Raw genomic sequence first — 15,012 nt, forward strand, 5'->3', positions numbered from 1 at the left:
TGGCCACAGCAGGAGATTCAAGATGACTGTCACTCTCAAGCAACTGCAACAGATCCTCCCCAGCGCCGGCACTCAAGCCGGCGTTTTTGTTCCTGCCCTCAACGCGGCCATGAGCAAGTACGCGGTCGTCGGCCGGCTGCGGATCGCGGCGTTCATCGCCCAGATCGGCCATGAGTCCGGCCAGCTGCAATGGGTGCGTGAGCTGGGTAACGACCAGTACCTGAGCAAGTACGACACCGGCACTCTGGCTGCTCGGCTGGGTAATACCCCGGAGGTCGATGGTGATGGCCAGAAGTATCGCGGCCGTGGGTTGATCCAGGTCACCGGCCGGGCCAACTATCAGGCGTGCAGCGAAGCGCTGTTTGTTGATTCGCGACTGCTCAACACCCCTGAGTTGCTGGAAAACCCGGTCTATGCCGCGCTGTCGGCGGGGTGGTTCTGGCAACGGGCGGGTTTAAACAGTCTGGCCGACAAGGGTGACTTTTTCACGATCACCAAGCGTATCAACGGTGGGACCAACGGCCTGGTGGATCGTGAGGCGCTGTATGAGCGTGCATTGAAGGTGCTGGCGTGAAGGCCCCGGGCTGGTTGTTGCCGGCCCTGGCCTTAGTGCTGGGGCTCGCCCTGGGCGGCTGGCTGGCCTGGACATGGCAGGCAAATGTTTACGGTAAGGCGCTGGCCGATCAGGCTGATGCGTACAGCAAAGATCGCGAGCAGGCTGCCGCTGCGGTGATCAATTGGCAGGAAACCCAGCAGGACGCGCGGCGGTTGCTGGAGGATCAGCTGCAAGCGAATGATGAAACCTACTACAAGGAATTGCGCGATGCCCAATCGAACCAGGCTCGTCTGCGTGACCGGCTGGCTACTGCTGATCTCCGGCTGTCAGTCCTACTCGCCACCACCACCCAGGGTGATAGCTGTGGGGTGCCAGCCACCGCCGGCGCCGGCGGCCTGGTTCATGGAGCGGCGAGAGCCGAACTTGACCCAGCGCATGCTCAACGAATTGTCGCCATCACTGGTGACGGTGATCAAGGATTGATCGCTCTGGCCGCGTGCCAAGAATATGTTAGGAGAGTGGTTACAGCGAAGTAGAAGGAGGATCGATGAAATGTTGTTCCGTATTACGATAGGCCTTTCATCGATCTCTCTCGCAATTTTAGATTAAATAGACACACCTGCATGACAGACATCTAATTAATGTGGCTTCAGCTTTCGTATAATAATTTATTGCACCTAGAATTTGATGAATGCTTCGACCTCATCTTCCCCAAGTATTCTACCCGTTGGCTTGAATCCAAATTTTTCATAGAACTTTTCGGGACTTCCTTCACCTTGACCATAACCTACCCGCAGCTCGCTGAAACCTCGTATTTTCAGATCATTAATCAGCATCTGCACGGCTGCTTTGGCGAATCCAAAACCCTGATAGGGGCCTGCGATCATCAAACGTGTTAACATGGCGCCGGGATAATCAATATCTTCGTCGTAATCAGCTCCTATATGCAGCATGATAAAGCCAACTAAAGTTTCGTCAGCATAAATAGAGCGAAACCAGGCGTTTTCTGAGAAGTGTGCTTCAGCAATTGAATCCCCGTTATCTGCCACCATGTCGCGTTGTTCAGGAGACAACGTATTGCTTAGCTGGCAAACATCCCATACGGTTTTTGATGATATTCTTCTAAAAGTAATTTTTGATTTTTTCGAAAGCGGTTTTTCGAGCATTAGATATTTTTCCTTCGTGCATCTTGCAAAGATTTACTCTAGCATTAGATTTTAATTTTTCGCATGTAAAATATTGTTGTCAAACTGTTGTTGATTTGTGTGTGATGTGTAATTTATTAGGCGCTAAAATCGGGAGGGCTGTTCTGATGCTGCTTCCGGGGGACCTGGTCAGCTTGCTATATGCTTTCAACAGAGCGTTACTGTGGCTACGCAAACAAAGTGAGTACCCCATAGAAACCGCCGACATGTACCTTTAGACGATCCCCGCCAGTATTCTCGCCGCAGTAGTGCATGGGGAGGTTGACCTAAACGAATTAGCTTGGCGTGAGCTGACCTCACGGGGGGTGAACTCGGAAGGGAAGTGGGTGGGGTTTCAAGAGGCCGAACGACTACAAGCGCTCTGAAGCAAAGGCCTCGGCGTAGCCGGGGCCTTTGTTTCTTACTTTGAAATGAATCGGCAGATATGCTTTCATCAATGCTTTGAGTTTTCTATTCAGCCATTGCCCACCGCCTACTTGGTAGGGTTGAAAGAGACCTTCTTGGCGTTGCCGCTCCAGTACTTGGCACTCATGCAGGCCGTCCAGAACAGTTCGATGGAGTCTTGCTCCCCGTGGAGCATGCCTTGCAACTTCGCAAGGATCTCCGATAGGAGAATCGTTTCGCCATGGCGCAGTTTGACAATCCACGTCAACTCCGCTTTCGGCTCGTTCCAGTAACAAACGCCGCAATCGCCGATGTCACGGTCTCCATCTAGCGCGAGGTTCTGGGTCAGGGTTTCATAGGGATTGATGCCTAGGACGGGCTTCGAGTAGTTCAGGCGATGATGGTCATACCAGTCGTCGCGCTGCGCCTTGGTCCAGTAGATGACGACCTCGTCTCTGATCTGCGCCTTGATGTCATCAATGCCGCGATGACGATAGATATAGTCATCCGCGACTTCATCGGACATGGTGCTGCCAAACTGACCTAGTGTGATCATGCTGATCGGAAGATCCTTTGATGGAGGCAACTTCTGCGCCTCTTCGCCACCGTGACCTCGGACATAAACTCTGTAGATTGTCATTGGGTAATCCTTTGGTTGACAACTTCCTTGAACGGTTAGGTGTAGCACAGGCGTAGCTTTTCGCAAGAAGCTGAGGAAGCAGAGAGTCGAATAAGAGGATGGCTACGTTTATCTGGAAAGGTGCCAGGCGTTTTGGGGCTTGGAGCAGGGGGCTGTAAATAAAACAGTCCCCCCTTTTCGATTTATTCCGTATTAAATGGGAGTGAACGTTACCGTCGCACTTCCAGAGTTATCGCGGACACTGTAATGATCTACGATAAAAACATAAACTGGCTTGTTACCGTCAACTTTAATTATAGTTCCTTCCGACGTGTTAACCGTATAGTACCATTTTTCACAGTTTCCATCCTTGTGCGAGGTCGTATTGAAAAGAATGACCTGATGTATATAAGTGTTCGGCTTAAATTGCATCGTATCTTCCGATAGCGTGACTGCGTACTGACCGGCCGCCAGATTTACAGGTATTGCCCCGCTGCCGCTTTCTGAAAGATTCGACAGATTTATTGCCGAAAGCGCATCTATCGTAATTTTGGTATTAGACATGTCGTTGACTTCCTTGTTCGACCGAAGTTGGTCAAAATTACTATAGTCAGGTTTCTATTTTTTGGAAATTTCGTTTCTTCAATTTCTTCGATCATTTCCGAGAGCCCTTCGTAGGATAGCAGGCCCCACCAGTGCTGGCCTTGCGCCCCGGCTTTTCAAAGCTCGCAACGACGGCTCAGAGGGAGGCGGGGTATCGGGGGGCAATTTAGGGTAAAGCGGGAATCTGTAAGCGCCAGGATACGCCTAGCGCAATGGTCGAAATCACTGTTACAAAATATAAGAGGATTCGGTTGATAGTGAGGAAAGCGGGTAGGGCTAGCAATGTGATCGTGCGTACTCGCGGTGTTTACTAGCTTTAGACTAGTGATGTGCACGTATAGCTGTGGCTTTGATTGGTACAAAATTGGTACATGGGGCTTTTGGTTGGTCTGCGGTCCTTTATTCTTGAGGGCCTTAAGAAGAATGTGTCCAATCCATCATCGACGCTGCCCAGATGCTCGCCAGATCGACCGTTGGCTGGCAGCCACGCAGCTACCAAAGGCAAAAAAAATCCGGAGCCCTCGAAGGGGCTCCGGATCGCCAGGGCATGCCGGGCTGTGGATTGGCAACTCTTCCCACTCACTCACAGGTGGCGTAGTACTTCTTCCCGTTTTTCTCTTTGAATGAATAGGCGTGACAGCTCCAGAGGCGAGTATTGAGGTCCGTTGTCTTGTAGATATAGACAGTCAGGTGTTGCTGACCCTCGAAGGGGTCGCTCTTGGGGTCTAGGTGCCACAGACTCTTTTTCAGGTAGAGAACGGTGTTGGCAATGCTGTTATAGCCGTTGGTGATTGATGCGTTCGCCGAGTTCTTGAGCGCATCCTCAATAGTGGTGTTATTTCCATCGGTGGACTTGGTCGCACGTTGTTGCTCGCTGAGGGGACTCGATTCCCAGCTCGTGCAAGGGTCAGCCGTGCAAAGGTACACATCCGCCAAGGCATGGTTGGAAAACGCAGCCAAGCCGAGCGTCGAGACCAAGGGGAGTAGGCAGGCTCTGAGTATTTTCATTGGAATCCTTCCCAATCGGAGTTTGATAGGTAAAACGGTGAATGACGATCAGCCCTTGGCCCTGTACCGACAGCCTCCTAGCAGACAGGGGCAGGAATTGTGATAGACCTTAGTCCCACCTCGGCGGTTTTCAAGGTAGTGACTGGGCAGAGCCCGGTAAAGAGTTGCTCGATGAGGGCCCAGCAGTTCGGTGCGCTCCCTGGGCTCGACCGGGTCAAGCCACTCTCGGGCCAGTTCCGGCACCAGGGCGACCGGCCGTTGGCCCGTATGCGATTTGAGGCGATGAACTGTGTGTTTTGAATTCATACTGATCATCACTAGGTAACCCAAAAGCCATCCTGATATTTACCACCTTTAGCACCGGCTTTCGCCCAGTTCCTGATGCTGGAGTGGATCGCCATCAGAGCTAATATGTAAGCCACCACACAAGCGGATGGTTGCTTAGAAGTTGCTACAAGGGCCAGGCTTGGACGCCTTATAAGCAGCAATGCGGGAGGATTGTGGAGAACTATGCCCAATCCATCATTGGATCGATCTGGGTTCTGAGCCGCTAGGAGCGCCTACGAAATCAGTTCCGCAATCAGAACCATGACCCGCGTAGATCGTGGGGCCCAGCCTTTTTAAAGAATGGCGCTTGCGGAACGGATCTTTCATTAACTAATTGAAAATATTGAGGTTTTATCTGGATTGCAAATCCGCCTTCGCCGGCTCGATTCCGACCTCGGCCTCCACACTGAAAAGCCCGTAGATCAACGATGTGCGATTTTTTTGGCTGGAAGAACGCATCCTCAAGCCGTTCAGCTTTCTTCAGAATTGTCTTCGAGACATGCGCGACCGCTGTGGATAGAGTGGTCCCGCTTGCCCGGCCAGGTGTGTTTACGATGGATTGCTGAACGGCCAACAGCTGGTCAGGGTGGGCACCCATTCAGATAGAAGCTGCCGCGGGTGTTGTGTTCTCGGTCTGCCTTTTCGACACTGCAGGCCCATAGCGCCGCCATCCACGATCCCCAAGTTGGTTGGGTTACACCGTACGTCGTACATAACGAACCCATTGAGACATTGCGCCCTCTACCGAATACACCCATTTGGAGAGTCAGCCATGTACGGCGACGCGAAGGTGCAGGCGTTTTCCGCCTTTCATGACTTGCTGACGAATCCCGAAGTCCGGATGGATGCTCAGGAGCAGGACGATGAGCTGCTGCGGCTCGTCGACAACTTCAAGGCGAAGGGAATTATCGACGGGGAAGAGCGCAAGACCCTGATCGAGGTGGCGACAGTGGCCTATGCCCGCGCTGTGGAAGGCGTTGGAGGCGGGACCTAGACGAGTCCGGCTTCACCTGATCGGCAAGCTGCAAGCCTTTTAAAATCAGATGGTTACGTCGTTTTTGTTGTGCTAACCTATTGAAATATCTGGTTTTATCAGTGGAATGCGATTCCATCTGCGCCGGTTCGGTTCTGGCAGTTGCTCCCACTTATAAAAATAGCTCTGTAGATCGATGATTTACGGAGCCTTTTTGTTTTTGGCCGCACTCGACATCCAGTCTTGAATTTGACGCCAACGAACTTGCTTCAAGGGTAGGGGATGTATATATTTCACCCCCTTGCCGCAAGGCGCTGAAACGGCTCAAGCAATTCGAGCCTCTCAGATTGCAACACCGCGCTACCGCCCGAATGGCGAAACTGGTAGACGCATGGGACTTAAAATCCCCCGCTCGTAAGGGCGTGCCGGTTCGATTCCGGCTTCGGGCACCATCTATCTCAAGGGTTTGCTGGCGAAAGCTGATGCAAACCCTTGTTCGTTTCCGGTCTGCACATTCAAATCCGCTCTGCGATTTACGCGGTTGGAGAGAGGCTTTCTTGTCTTTCTGATGGCGGAGGTATTTCTCTTTCATCACCACTGGGCAAGTGGTGACGGACGTATTGCAGAGACGTCTACGCCGCTCTGCAGATGGATGTAATAAGGCCATTAGGTGTTTCGGAAAGTGATTCTGGTGCTGCTGATCAACTGCTTGAGCGGCTGCGCCGCGGTGGCGATGCGCATGGACTACGACCACCCTTGCCCCTACAAGGGCGTGCGCCTGGACTGGTGGTTGGTAGGCACCTCCCATGGAAAGCTGATTCCCTTTTTACTGATTGACGCACCGTTTTCCTTGGTGGTCGATACGGTGTTCTTCCCCTTCGAGTATCAGTACAGCTGCAATGACTAATCTGTTTCGGCTTTCGTCCGCAGAGGGGGTTGTAAGCCCTGTGCAACTCGCCCACGGCCTTGGGTGATGCGTATTCGCCATTAGCACACCAGCCCTAATCGTCTGCTACCGAGGCCAGGCTTATAGTGCGGACGACCATCCTCGTCGGGGTGGCTCTCACAAGAAAGTGCCGATACGAAAAAGGAGATTCACCATGTCATTCAAGAAAATCGTCTACGCCTCCGCCGTGGTCCTGGCCCTCACCGCCTCGAACGCCCACGCATTCGCCAGAGACTGTAACGACTCGCTGTGGAAGTTCAGCGGCATCGAAGCACTGACCTGCATCTTCTCGGGCCAATGGTGATTTGCCGTTTCCTGGGTTGAAGCTGTCCCAACGACAAGGCTGACTGTGAATGGCTAATCCGGTCAGCCTTGTTGCTTTTCCATTCGGGCGCAAGTCGCGCTGCTCTCAATCCTCCATCCAGGCTGCGTCGATATTGGCCGGCTGCGGAGAAGGCTGAAAGAGAGGGGGCTGCTGGCGGGTAAAACGCAGCAGTCTGCAAGGCATTCTGGATGCTTGATCTTCGATATGACGGTCAATGAGTACCCGAGTGCTATGTTCACCCCGTCACGGCCTGCAACATCCGGCGATATCGGGCGTCAAGTCTCGGTTTTATTACGTTTTTCAGGTGAGTTTTTTCTGTTGAAGCGTGCCGAGATGTCTTGGTAGGTCTCGTTATCGGTTGCAGCAAGCAGTGTCTGACCATCCTTTAAGGTGGCTAGAAATGTCACCTCGGTATTGTGGCCCGCCAGAAGATAGCCGGCGACGGCGCCCACAGGCCCCAGAAGCATCGCGCCAACCATTCCAAGGCCTATGGCGCTCTTAATGTTCTTGTTCGAGTCGGTATTTTCGACGGTCAGGTCCTTGAACTCGGAGACGAGAAAGCTTTTCCCTATTAGCGGCTTGTTGGCGGTTTTGAGCGTGATGGTTCCGCGCAGATACTCCGCGTCACCCTGGGGGAAGTCACCGGCCAGCACTATGATCTTTGCCATCTGGAAAGGCCCCAGGCGATCATTTTTAGGGGGCCATTGCGCGCCTTAAGGGATAGGGCGTCAACGCTGCGACGACGACTGGCGGCACCATTGGTCTATGACGGGGCAGAAGCGTTGCCGGGCCTGGGCATGGACAGGCATGCGCGGGCAGAGAAGAGTCGAGGCGGCAACGCTCAAGGCTGCGCTCGACGCGGGATTCGAGGCTCGGAGGCGCCAGGTATCGACGAAGCAGGGAGTGGATGCATGCGTCCAAGTGCTGGCCGGGCGAGTTTGGATCAGTGTGGAACAGCGGATACACTTGCCGCCGAGCCTCTGGTGGGCTGGACGGACGAACCAAGGAAGCGCTTCAGTGATTATTATTCAAAACCCGGCACCCAAACTGTCTTATGCAGAACTTGCCAAGATGATTGAGCAGAAGCGGGCGGTAGAGCAGATCAATCTGCTTGACGCCAAATTGAATCCAGCCTTCCTGGCCAGACTTGAGGCTGCGATAGAACAGGCGGATGGGCAGCAGGACGTTCAGCCGATTCTCCCTATCGAAGTTTGACCGACCTGGCGCCGGGTAATGCTCGGCCAGATCCGACAACAGTGCTCCCTTTCAAGACAAGGACGAATGATGCGAATTTTTACCGGTGAATGGGCTCGATGGCTGATGGCGGCGGGTATCGCCGCCTTGGCAATGGCGAGTAACGCGCAGGCGCAAACGACGCCTCAGGCTGCCCGGGAGATAAAGGGCTTGCTGGACTTTGTCGAGCACAGCCAATGCCAGTTCGTACGTAATGGCACCGAATACCCAGCCCCTCAGGCACGGCAGCACCTGGAGAAAAAGCTGAATTACCTCGAGGGCAAGAACATGGTGAGCAGCGCGGAGGACTTTATCGATCTCGCCGCCACTAAAAGCAGCATGAGCGGCAAGGCTTATGAGGTGCGCTGCGCTGCTGGATCGCAACCGGCAAGCGCCTGGTTGAAGGCCGAGCTGCAGAGACAGCGTCAGTTGCACTGAAGCGTTCTCAGGTTAAAACAAGCCCAGCTCGTTGCTGGGCTTTTTGTTTTTTGAAAAATGCAAAAGCGCTGAGCTCCCTCAACGGATCATCGATATGGAGACAGGCGACCGACTGCTCCAACGGTCAGCCGGTCGCGGCAGGGGAGATCAGCTACTCCAGCATGAATCACTCAGGAGATGACCGGAATATCCTCGATAAACTTGATCCGCTCGCCGTTGTAGAAGATTTCGATAGCGGTATAGCGCGGCGAGTTGGGAGGCATTACCCGGGTGAACCTGACTTGTGCGCAGCTGAGTTGCTGAATCCATTGCCCCGGCCTTTGCACCAGGTGCAGGTCCAGCAAGAGTATGGTCGGGTTGATGCCTTGTGGCGTTCGCATCGTCAGGTAGGCTTCGACCCCTGGGTTGGCAACTTCAACGTCTCCGACGACATGAAGTTCGTCCGGTTTGGGTGGCATGGTGTTCAGCCAGGCATGCCAGTTGGTGCATTTCGTAGTCATTTTTCTGTTCCTTGAGAAATGAAGCTCGAAGCTTGGGTACTGCGGTTTCGTATGGCCCTTCGTGTGCCATCGAATCGAATGCCGGCTGTCCGATCCTCCATATCCAAGAGCGGCGCTGAGAGGTCGGATGAATGCGACCGGAAATCCATGCTTAAAGGTGTAGATGAGGAACGGGGCAAGGCACCGCGGTCTGGACGAGTGGTACTCATTGGTGGTGCCTGGGCTGTCATTTTTCCCTGACTTTTGGCGTATATCGAGCGTGATCTTTATTCGTTTGCGTGTCTTCATAGTCCGTTGAAGCACTGGCGTGTTGCCACGCTCACAAGGAGGTTCCAGGTGATAGCAAAGCTGCTCGTGACGATCGGGATAATCTTCTACGCCGTTGTGGTACCGGTGCTGGAGATCAATCAGACCCATGTTTTCAATCCGGCCTGGGAGCCGCACGCACGGTTGCATGAGGTCTGGCAGCTGTTCACCAATACGGCGATCGGTGCATTCAGCCTGTGGCTGGTGTGGTTTAAGGGCAATCTTCGCCTGTCCAGCCTGCTGACGGTGTTCGTCACGGGTGGCTTCTTGCTGGCTTACGGGCTTCGACAGTCTTACGGTGGATCGATGGTGCTCACCGATGGTTCGGAGAAGTTGATCCTGGGCCTCAACCTGGGGCTCTTTGCCTACACCCTGGCGATCCTGCTGGCGGCGATCGCGGTTGCGATCGACCGACGCCAACCAAGGGTGCGACTCTGAGCCAGAGCGGTTCTGTAGAAGCAAGAAAGCAGAAGCCCGGACATGGCCGGGCTTCGTTGGATGGCTGCCTGTTCAGCGTGAGTAGGGCTTGTCTTCACGCCGCGTATTTTCGACCGACAACCTGCGTCTACGCCTTTGAACCCAGCTCCAGAGGGCGTGCACAGGATGAATGAACATCGCCAGCACGCACAGCAGCAGGACAATGAAGATGGAGATCAGACCGAGACCTTCATGGGAAAACATCGTGGGTTACTCCTGTAGTTCACTTTGTCGGTCCCAGAAGGGTAGGCACTCAGATGCTTCGCTTCATGAAGGTTGCTTAAAGATAATTTCATCCATGCACGAGTCGTGAGGGCATAGGAGGGCGGAGGCAGATACTAAAAAGCCCGGCGCTGGGCCGGGCTTTTCATGCGAGACGATGCTGACCAACCGGCGGTGTTGAAACCGATTCAGCTGGAGAGCATGAGGCTGGGTCTATCGATCATTCTTGCTCGAGGAGACGCTGGCTTTGCCCAGGCCTTTCGAGTTGTGGTCACCGGGCGTGGTGTCCGAGATCGCGGTGGCTTTTGACAGCCCGCGGGTATCTTTGGAATGAGCCACGCCGGAAGTGGTCGAGCCATGGCCGTTGCTGTCATTACGAATGCTGCCGTAATGGTTGCCATTTTCTCCGAGATTGCGAACCGACTTGCCGGCCGGGTCGCTTTTCAGGCCGCCGTTATGGCCCTTGCTGCTGACCCCTCCGGAGTGGCCGCCTGCCTGGCCGCCATGACCCCCGCCGTTACCACCGCCGTTTCCGCCACCATGGCCACCACCGTCCTTTGCATAGGCGGACGTCACAGGGAGCAAAGGCGCCGCTGCCAGCATCAGTACGCAGGTCAGGGTCGTCACGAGATTTTTTTTCTTTAAAAGCATGATCGCTTCCATAGATAAGGAGAGGTTTGCACGAACTAAGACGCAATTGGCTGTCTATAGTTCGGGTGTCATGACGAATGGCACCACGGCTGGATTCATGCAGAGGACTGCAGAGATGACGACTCGTTCGGTTGTAGCTGTTTTAGCAAGCGCCGCGTTTTTATTCGGCTCGACTGCCTTGTATGCGGACCCAGGGAACGGCAAGGGCAATCCCTATGGCAATCAGGGTGGGCACGGCAATAAAGGCAACAAATCCCAGGACTACAAACAGGGCGGGCGGTATGACGGGCCCCAAATCGATGTCGGCGGTGTGCGCGTGATCATTGGCGACAGTCGCGACTACTGGTCACCCGGGCCGGCCCTGCCGCCAGGCATTCAGAAAAACCTGGCCCGAGGCAAACCACTGCCGCCGGGTATTGCGAAAAAACTGGATGGCCGGATGCTAAGCCGGCTGCCGCACTATGACGGCTATGAGTGGCAACAGGCCGGTACTGACTTGATCCTGGTCGCCATTGCGACAGGCATCATCTACGAAGTTCTGCACGACGTCCTGGACTGATTCCGGGCCGGCCCACAAGCAAAGCCCGGTGCAAGACCGGGCTTTTGCCTGGCACCCAGCGTTTCGCATTCGCGCCGATATTCCCCCCAAGCATCCTGTTTGACCCCGTTGGCTCAAATACAGGTAACCGCCTTGGCGGTGATTTTGTCGAGCCTCCTCGTCAGCAACATTCCAGCGCGATCTGATAGTTGAGTGGAGCGTTTCGGAAGTGTCCTAAGGACGTCGATTGGGCGCCGTTCTAAGGTTTCAGCGTTCGCCGTGTGCGCTTTTTTTGGCTGGCACCGACTATCGGGCCGGCTGTGTTTCGCCCCATTGAAAAAGCGCAGGGCGACAGGCAGAAGAGTGGCCTGGGTGGCTGCTCCGGACTGAACCGATCGCATGTTTGCATTCAATTAAAGGAATAAATAATGCCCACTCAAAATGTTGGAAAGTTCTTTGATTTTCGCGCCAGGGTCACTGCTCCCGCGTGGACGATCGATCCTGATCATGGCCTGGATGCGGGTGTTGTTTCTGGGGTTTCACATCGGCGTTCCAGCGGCATGGAGCAGGTGGTCGAGCTGGGCACATCGAGCCTTGATGTGCTTCAGGCGGGTGGCAGTTTTCCGCAGCCGTTCAGCGTCGAGTTGAATGAAGACAGGCTCAAGGGTGCGAAAAAGATCCAGGTCTACTTTGACGGTATCACCAGTGATGGTGTGACCTTGATGAATGACTACGAAGAAGCCGGCTCCGCACGCAATGTTGGCGTTCAGCTGCTGGATAGCGAGAAGAAAGTTCTGCTGCTGGGTCAAGAAGGCCGTGTGGAGTACCCGGCGGTCCCGGGTTTAAGGCTGTCCTTCGCAGCGAGGTTGGTCAGCACCGGCGGGCCTGTAGAAGCCGGTGCGTTTTCCTCGTTTGCGGAGTGCGTGATCCTGTATGCCTGATGGCAGGCAAGCAGTTCATGCAGACCTTGAATCATGCGGAAAGCTAGACAGTGGCGCTCTTTTACTGACGTCAACAAGGTGACGAATCGGCCATAGACTGAAAAAACATGTGGTTATTTAGTGGCTTAGAAATCATTCAGGGTAAAAATAACCTCAAAATATATTGTTACATGTTCTCGGGGACGTTAAGATAGCCCCGCGTTCACCTACCACGGTTTATGCATTTTTAGTCCCAAGTGTCCATCAGCTACTTGGGCTTTTTTTTGCCTGAAATTTGCCTTCGGCCATCCTTCTTGTTGCCCGACGCCACTTTGGCTTCTTCCTCACGAATTCCAGCAAGGCAAAAAAAAGCCCGCGGGGAGCGGGCCAATAGTTGAATGAGCAGGGTGAAATCTACCCGCCTGGCGCTCGACTCACAGTGAAAGAAATTTCATCTAGTCGTCTCCACCCGCAATCGCCGTCGACTCTGGCCAGCTCGGCTCAATAGCCGCCACCCATGCCACCTGGAGCCCTGGCTTTCTGCTGGGCGTGGCTCCATTCGGCGCAGGTGAGGAAACTGGTGTGATCGACTTTGCCGTTGCCGTCGAAGCTGACATTGAATGGTTGTTTATGGCCGGCCTGGGTCAACACATAGTCGAAGCAGGTCCCGAGTTCCACGGTGCGAGGGCTGACGGCCATAGGTTCGCCGCCGATCTGCCGGACTTGGTCCTGGGTCATGCCGGTCTTGACCTTCGCCACCAGCGGCTGATTGCGGTAGACGTGAGAGTCGCTGGTGCAACCGGCGGTGGCCGACAGTAGGGCGATCGTGACGATAAGTGCTTTGTTCATGGCAGGGCTCCCGATGGTAGGTGTCGTGAAGAGACGCCTGGTGCATCAGTTGCAGTAAAGCCGAGTGACGAGGGCGGCGAGCCGTATTCGCGAAGGACGGGACGAGGGGATGGCGGATAGACAAAAAGCCCGCATGGGCGGGCTTCTTGCAGAGGGGGAGCTGATCCGTCAGCTGCAGCCAGTGTGCGCTTGCGCTGTGGCCCTAGCAACGACAGAGCGACGAAACGCAGGCCTTGGCGCGGGCTGATAACACGGCTTCCGATCAGGCTGCGGCGAACCTTCCAAAACGCCATAAGCGCGGCAGAAAAAGACTACTGGGTTGCCATTCGTCAGCTGTTTTGCACCCTGCATGAGAATGGCCCTCTCATGGGAAGGCATTCCATCGTGGTCGGGAGGTATCCATGAGTACGAAGAGTACGAACAGGCCCACTGGCCCGCGTTCATCCGAGCACGCCTCCGGCAAGGACGAACTGGGCTTCGACCCTGACTCTCCGGATCTGGCGGATCCGCAGGTGGACCCCATAGGTCCGGCGAAAGCGCCCAGGGATAACAGGCCGGAGAAAGAACCCAAGTCCAGGGCTTATGACCCCCTGGGGAACCTGAAGCCCAAGTGAGTACGGGCACGCGAATACCGGGTTCCGCGGCGATGGATGGAGCCCACCCTGGCATTGGCCGGGTGTAAGGTGTTCGCGACAACCTCGGACGATCTCTACCGAAAAGGGAGGCGATTATGAGCGTTCCAATGCTGAACAAGATGCACATGAACGGCTATGACGTGGTCAGCGTCAACAGCGGCCCCTGGCGGGTCTGCACCAAGGGCGACCGTCTTGGCTCCTTTGGCACCCGGGAAGAGGCCCTGGCCTACGCGGCAGCCTTGCCGGCCTACAAGGCGAAGGCCAAGAAGGCTGCTCGAGGGGCCAATACCCGATAACCCCATCCACGACCCTTCCCGACAGCCTGGCGTGTTCCCGGGCTGTCGGGTGTTCTTTTGCCCTCAGGCCGGCGACTGGGCCTGGGCGGACTTCCAGCCCTTGAGCTCCTCTGCGATGAAGTGCTGCACCAGGTCGCTGTAGAGCTTTTCGATGGCATCGGCACTCAGCCCCTCGGCCTGGGCCCATTCCCGGCGTTGCAGGAGCATGGCGCGAAAACGCTCGGGGGCGCGCACGGCGGTTTCCGAGGTCTTGAATTTCGATGCGGCCATGACGTAGCGGAAACGTTCGCCCAGCAGTTGGATGACAACCTGGTCGAGGCGATCGATCTCGCGGCGGATATCCTCCATGCCTGCGCATTGTTCGGGGGCTAGCGACTGAATGACGTCCATGTGAATACTCCAGTGGGGAAAGGATCTGCGGTTATCCGCTGGCGGATTTAACCATGGGCAGGCTCGTCCTTGGCAGCACCTTGCCGGTCGATGCGCCAGCCTCGCGCGACATGCTTTGCATGGCCGCCCGCCGAGCGTCTGTTACCATCGCGTTTTTTTGCGACCCCGCCCGGGTTCAGGGCAGGGTCGCGCCGGTCAAAGGAGAATGCCGTGATTATCACTACTACCCACGCGATCGCGGGGCGAGAGATCGCCGAGTACCTGGATATCGTGAGCGCCGAGTCCGTGCAGGGGATCAACGTCGTGCGTGACGTCTTCGCCGGGATGCGCGACTTTTTCGGTGGGCGTTCCCAGACCCTGGAACGGGCGTTGAAAGAAGCCCGGGTGCAGGCGACCGACGAGATCAAGGAACGCGCCCGCGACCTTCGTGCGGATGCGGTGATCGGCCTGGACTACGAGATCAGCATGCCTAGCGGCCGTGGCGGCATGGTGGTGGTTTTTGTCACTGGCACTGCCGTCAGGCTCAAGTAGGCGGCGTCTGCCTGCATCGCGCAGCCCCGCCCGTGTGCGGGGCTTTTTTTATGCCTGGCATCCTCTGCCAGACCGCCGCC

The 15,012-nt window shown here is 55.3% G+C and carries 23 protein-coding genes and 1 tRNA gene; 14 read left to right on the top strand and 10 right to left on the bottom strand.

All coding sequences use genetic code 11. From position 1 onward, the window contains the following. Positions 1–22 precede the first annotated feature (22 nt). Complete coding sequence (locus H0I86_RS14755; RefSeq protein ID WP_180925591.1) at positions 23–574, top strand: glycoside hydrolase family 19 protein; 552 nt, start codon at positions 23–25, stop codon at positions 572–574. Then, entirely contained in the window at positions 571–1,092 is a 522-nt protein-coding gene (locus H0I86_RS14760; RefSeq protein WP_180925592.1) for a lysis system i-spanin subunit Rz, read from the top strand. Before H0I86_RS14755 ends, H0I86_RS14760 begins: the two co-directional genes overlap by 4 nt. Before the next feature lie 141 nt (positions 1,093–1,233). Here the strand turns inward: H0I86_RS14760 and H0I86_RS14765 are convergent, their stop codons facing one another. The 4 genes from H0I86_RS14765 to H0I86_RS14780 all read right to left on the bottom strand — a co-directional run bounded on the left by H0I86_RS14765 (position 1,234) and on the right by H0I86_RS14780 (position 4,375). Further along, on the bottom strand, positions 1,234–1,722 hold the full coding sequence (locus tag H0I86_RS14765; RefSeq protein WP_180925593.1) for a GNAT family N-acetyltransferase: 489 nt from the start codon (positions 1,720–1,722) through the stop codon (positions 1,234–1,236). A gap of 511 nt (positions 1,723–2,233) precedes the next feature. After that, positions 2,234–2,785, bottom strand: a complete 552-nt coding sequence (locus H0I86_RS14770; RefSeq protein ID WP_041983243.1) for a hypothetical protein — start codon at positions 2,783–2,785, stop codon at positions 2,234–2,236. Between the two features lie 192 nt (positions 2,786–2,977). Continuing rightward, positions 2,978–3,328, bottom strand: a complete 351-nt coding sequence (locus H0I86_RS14775) for a hypothetical protein (RefSeq protein ID WP_180925594.1) — start codon at positions 3,326–3,328, stop codon at positions 2,978–2,980. Between the two features lie 618 nt (positions 3,329–3,946). Then, complete coding sequence (locus H0I86_RS14780) at positions 3,947–4,375, bottom strand: hypothetical protein (RefSeq protein ID WP_180925595.1); 429 nt, start codon at positions 4,373–4,375, stop codon at positions 3,947–3,949. Between the two features lie 1,099 nt (positions 4,376–5,474). Here H0I86_RS14780 and H0I86_RS14785 point away from each other — a divergent pair. The 4 genes from H0I86_RS14785 to H0I86_RS14800 all read left to right on the top strand — a co-directional run bounded on the left by H0I86_RS14785 (position 5,475) and on the right by H0I86_RS14800 (position 6,925). After that, positions 5,475–5,696 (top strand): hypothetical protein, encoded by a 222-nt coding sequence (locus tag H0I86_RS14785; RefSeq protein ID WP_180925596.1) that lies wholly within the window; start codon positions 5,475–5,477, stop codon positions 5,694–5,696. Between the two features lie 344 nt (positions 5,697–6,040). Next, positions 6,041–6,127: transfer RNA gene (locus H0I86_RS14790), tRNA-Leu, on the top strand. Between the two features lie 218 nt (positions 6,128–6,345). After that, on the top strand, positions 6,346–6,582 hold the full coding sequence (locus H0I86_RS14795) for a YceK/YidQ family lipoprotein (RefSeq protein WP_180925597.1): 237 nt from the start codon (positions 6,346–6,348) through the stop codon (positions 6,580–6,582). 193 nt (positions 6,583–6,775) lie between these two features. Next, positions 6,776–6,925 carry a hypothetical protein gene (locus tag H0I86_RS14800; RefSeq protein WP_007921689.1) on the top strand — a complete coding sequence of 50 codons (150 nt, stop codon included), beginning with the start codon at positions 6,776–6,778 and terminating at the stop codon, positions 6,923–6,925. 296 nt (positions 6,926–7,221) lie between these two features. Here H0I86_RS14800 and H0I86_RS14805 read toward each other — a convergent pair whose 3' ends face one another. Continuing rightward, the gene (locus H0I86_RS14805) at positions 7,222–7,614 is read right to left on the bottom strand and encodes a hypothetical protein (protein WP_180925598.1); all 393 of its coding nucleotides are present in this window, start codon (positions 7,612–7,614) and stop codon (positions 7,222–7,224) included. A gap of 349 nt (positions 7,615–7,963) precedes the next feature. Here H0I86_RS14805 and H0I86_RS32165 point away from each other — a divergent pair, with 349 nt between their 5' ends. Beyond that, complete coding sequence (locus H0I86_RS32165; protein WP_258019443.1) at positions 7,964–8,161, top strand: hypothetical protein; 198 nt, start codon at positions 7,964–7,966, stop codon at positions 8,159–8,161. Between the two features lie 69 nt (positions 8,162–8,230). Then, a complete protein-coding gene (locus H0I86_RS14815; protein WP_180925599.1) occupies positions 8,231–8,617 on the top strand; it encodes a YfeK family protein in 387 nt (128 codons plus the stop codon). Positions 8,618–8,787: 170 nt separating this feature from the next. On the opposite strand, the gene H0I86_RS14820 is transcribed toward H0I86_RS14815, so the two are convergent. Further along, positions 8,788–9,117, bottom strand: a complete 330-nt coding sequence (locus H0I86_RS14820) for a hypothetical protein (RefSeq protein ID WP_124351420.1) — start codon at positions 9,115–9,117, stop codon at positions 8,788–8,790. Positions 9,118–9,453: 336 nt separating this feature from the next. On the opposite strand from H0I86_RS14820, the gene H0I86_RS14825 reads away from it, so the two are divergent. Beyond that, positions 9,454–9,861, top strand: coding sequence for a hypothetical protein (locus H0I86_RS14825; RefSeq protein WP_180925600.1), 408 nt, complete (start codon positions 9,454–9,456; stop codon positions 9,859–9,861). Positions 9,862–9,933: 72 nt separating this feature from the next. On the opposite strand, the gene H0I86_RS14830 is transcribed toward H0I86_RS14825, so the two are convergent. Both H0I86_RS14830 and H0I86_RS14835 read right to left on the bottom strand, forming a co-directional pair. Continuing rightward, entirely contained in the window at positions 9,934–10,104 is a 171-nt protein-coding gene (locus H0I86_RS14830; protein WP_180925601.1) for a hypothetical protein, read from the bottom strand. Between the two features lie 231 nt (positions 10,105–10,335). After that, positions 10,336–10,773 (bottom strand): hypothetical protein, encoded by a 438-nt coding sequence (locus tag H0I86_RS14835; protein ID WP_180925602.1) that lies wholly within the window; start codon positions 10,771–10,773, stop codon positions 10,336–10,338. Between the two features lie 115 nt (positions 10,774–10,888). On the opposite strand from H0I86_RS14835, the gene H0I86_RS14840 reads away from it, so the two are divergent. Together H0I86_RS14840 and H0I86_RS14845 are read left to right on the top strand one after the other, a co-directional pair. After that, complete coding sequence (locus tag H0I86_RS14840) at positions 10,889–11,332, top strand: anti-virulence regulator CigR family protein (RefSeq protein WP_180925603.1); 444 nt, start codon at positions 10,889–10,891, stop codon at positions 11,330–11,332. Positions 11,333–11,739: 407 nt separating this feature from the next. After that, a complete protein-coding gene (locus H0I86_RS14845; protein WP_180925604.1) occupies positions 11,740–12,252 on the top strand; it encodes a fimbrial protein in 513 nt (170 codons plus the stop codon). Positions 12,253–12,732: 480 nt separating this feature from the next. Here H0I86_RS14845 and osmE read toward each other — a convergent pair whose 3' ends face one another. Continuing rightward, entirely contained in the window at positions 12,733–13,080 is a 348-nt protein-coding gene (gene osmE / locus H0I86_RS14850) for an osmotically-inducible lipoprotein OsmE (protein WP_180925605.1), read from the bottom strand. A gap of 401 nt (positions 13,081–13,481) precedes the next feature. Between osmE and H0I86_RS31940 the strand changes: the two genes are divergently transcribed. Continuing rightward, on the top strand, positions 13,482–13,694 hold the full coding sequence (locus H0I86_RS31940; RefSeq protein ID WP_219637320.1) for a DUF6021 family protein: 213 nt from the start codon (positions 13,482–13,484) through the stop codon (positions 13,692–13,694). Positions 13,695–13,810: 116 nt separating this feature from the next. Then, positions 13,811–14,011, top strand: a complete 201-nt coding sequence (locus tag H0I86_RS14855) for a hypothetical protein (protein WP_007921704.1) — start codon at positions 13,811–13,813, stop codon at positions 14,009–14,011. Between the two features lie 63 nt (positions 14,012–14,074). On the opposite strand, the gene H0I86_RS14860 is transcribed toward H0I86_RS14855, so the two are convergent. Next, complete coding sequence (locus H0I86_RS14860; protein ID WP_180925606.1) at positions 14,075–14,401, bottom strand: isochorismate lyase; 327 nt, start codon at positions 14,399–14,401, stop codon at positions 14,075–14,077. 210 nt (positions 14,402–14,611) lie between these two features. Here H0I86_RS14860 and H0I86_RS14865 point away from each other — a divergent pair, with 210 nt between their 5' ends. After that, complete coding sequence (locus H0I86_RS14865) at positions 14,612–14,932, top strand: YbjQ family protein (RefSeq protein WP_038578481.1); 321 nt, start codon at positions 14,612–14,614, stop codon at positions 14,930–14,932. Positions 14,933–15,012 lie beyond the last annotated feature (80 nt).

This window comes from Pseudomonas chlororaphis subsp. aurantiaca (assembly GCF_013466605.1).
Classification (GTDB): domain Bacteria; phylum Pseudomonadota; class Gammaproteobacteria; order Pseudomonadales; family Pseudomonadaceae; genus Aquipseudomonas; species Aquipseudomonas chlororaphis_I.

Bases quoted from the DNA above. Each gene is read 5' to 3' on its own strand.
- H0I86_RS14815 (WP_180925599.1), top strand. From the start codon at position 8,231: ATGCGAATTTTTACCGGTGAATGGGCTCGATGGCTGATGGCGGCGGGT.
- H0I86_RS14765 (WP_180925593.1), bottom strand. From the start codon at position 1,722: ATGCTCGAAAAACCGCTTTCGAAAAAATCAAAAATTACTTTTAGAAGA.
- H0I86_RS14805 (WP_180925598.1), bottom strand. From the start codon at position 7,614: ATGGCAAAGATCATAGTGCTGGCCGGTGACTTCCCCCAGGGTGACGCG.
- H0I86_RS14800 (WP_007921689.1), top strand. From the start codon at position 6,776: ATGTCATTCAAGAAAATCGTCTACGCCTCCGCCGTGGTCCTGGCCCTC.
- H0I86_RS31940 (WP_219637320.1), top strand. From the start codon at position 13,482: ATGAGTACGAAGAGTACGAACAGGCCCACTGGCCCGCGTTCATCCGAG.
- osmE (WP_180925605.1), bottom strand. From the start codon at position 13,080: ATGAACAAAGCACTTATCGTCACGATCGCCCTACTGTCGGCCACCGCC.
- H0I86_RS14785 (WP_180925596.1), top strand. From the start codon at position 5,475: ATGTACGGCGACGCGAAGGTGCAGGCGTTTTCCGCCTTTCATGACTTG.
- H0I86_RS14835 (WP_180925602.1), bottom strand. From the start codon at position 10,773: ATGCTTTTAAAGAAAAAAAATCTCGTGACGACCCTGACCTGCGTACTG.
- H0I86_RS14755 (WP_180925591.1), top strand. From the start codon at position 23: ATGACTGTCACTCTCAAGCAACTGCAACAGATCCTCCCCAGCGCCGGC.
- H0I86_RS14845 (WP_180925604.1), top strand. From the start codon at position 11,740: ATGCCCACTCAAAATGTTGGAAAGTTCTTTGATTTTCGCGCCAGGGTC.
- H0I86_RS14855 (WP_007921704.1), top strand. From the start codon at position 13,811: ATGAGCGTTCCAATGCTGAACAAGATGCACATGAACGGCTATGACGTG.
- H0I86_RS14775 (WP_180925594.1), bottom strand. From the start codon at position 3,328: ATGTCTAATACCAAAATTACGATAGATGCGCTTTCGGCAATAAATCTG.
- H0I86_RS14860 (WP_180925606.1), bottom strand. From the start codon at position 14,401: ATGGACGTCATTCAGTCGCTAGCCCCCGAACAATGCGCAGGCATGGAG.
- H0I86_RS14820 (WP_124351420.1), bottom strand. From the start codon at position 9,117: ATGACTACGAAATGCACCAACTGGCATGCCTGGCTGAACACCATGCCA.
- H0I86_RS14840 (WP_180925603.1), top strand. From the start codon at position 10,889: ATGACGACTCGTTCGGTTGTAGCTGTTTTAGCAAGCGCCGCGTTTTTA.
- H0I86_RS14780 (WP_180925595.1), bottom strand. From the start codon at position 4,375: ATGAAAATACTCAGAGCCTGCCTACTCCCCTTGGTCTCGACGCTCGGC.
- H0I86_RS14770 (WP_041983243.1), bottom strand. From the start codon at position 2,785: ATGACAATCTACAGAGTTTATGTCCGAGGTCACGGTGGCGAAGAGGCG.
- H0I86_RS14830 (WP_180925601.1), bottom strand. From the start codon at position 10,104: ATGTTTTCCCATGAAGGTCTCGGTCTGATCTCCATCTTCATTGTCCTG.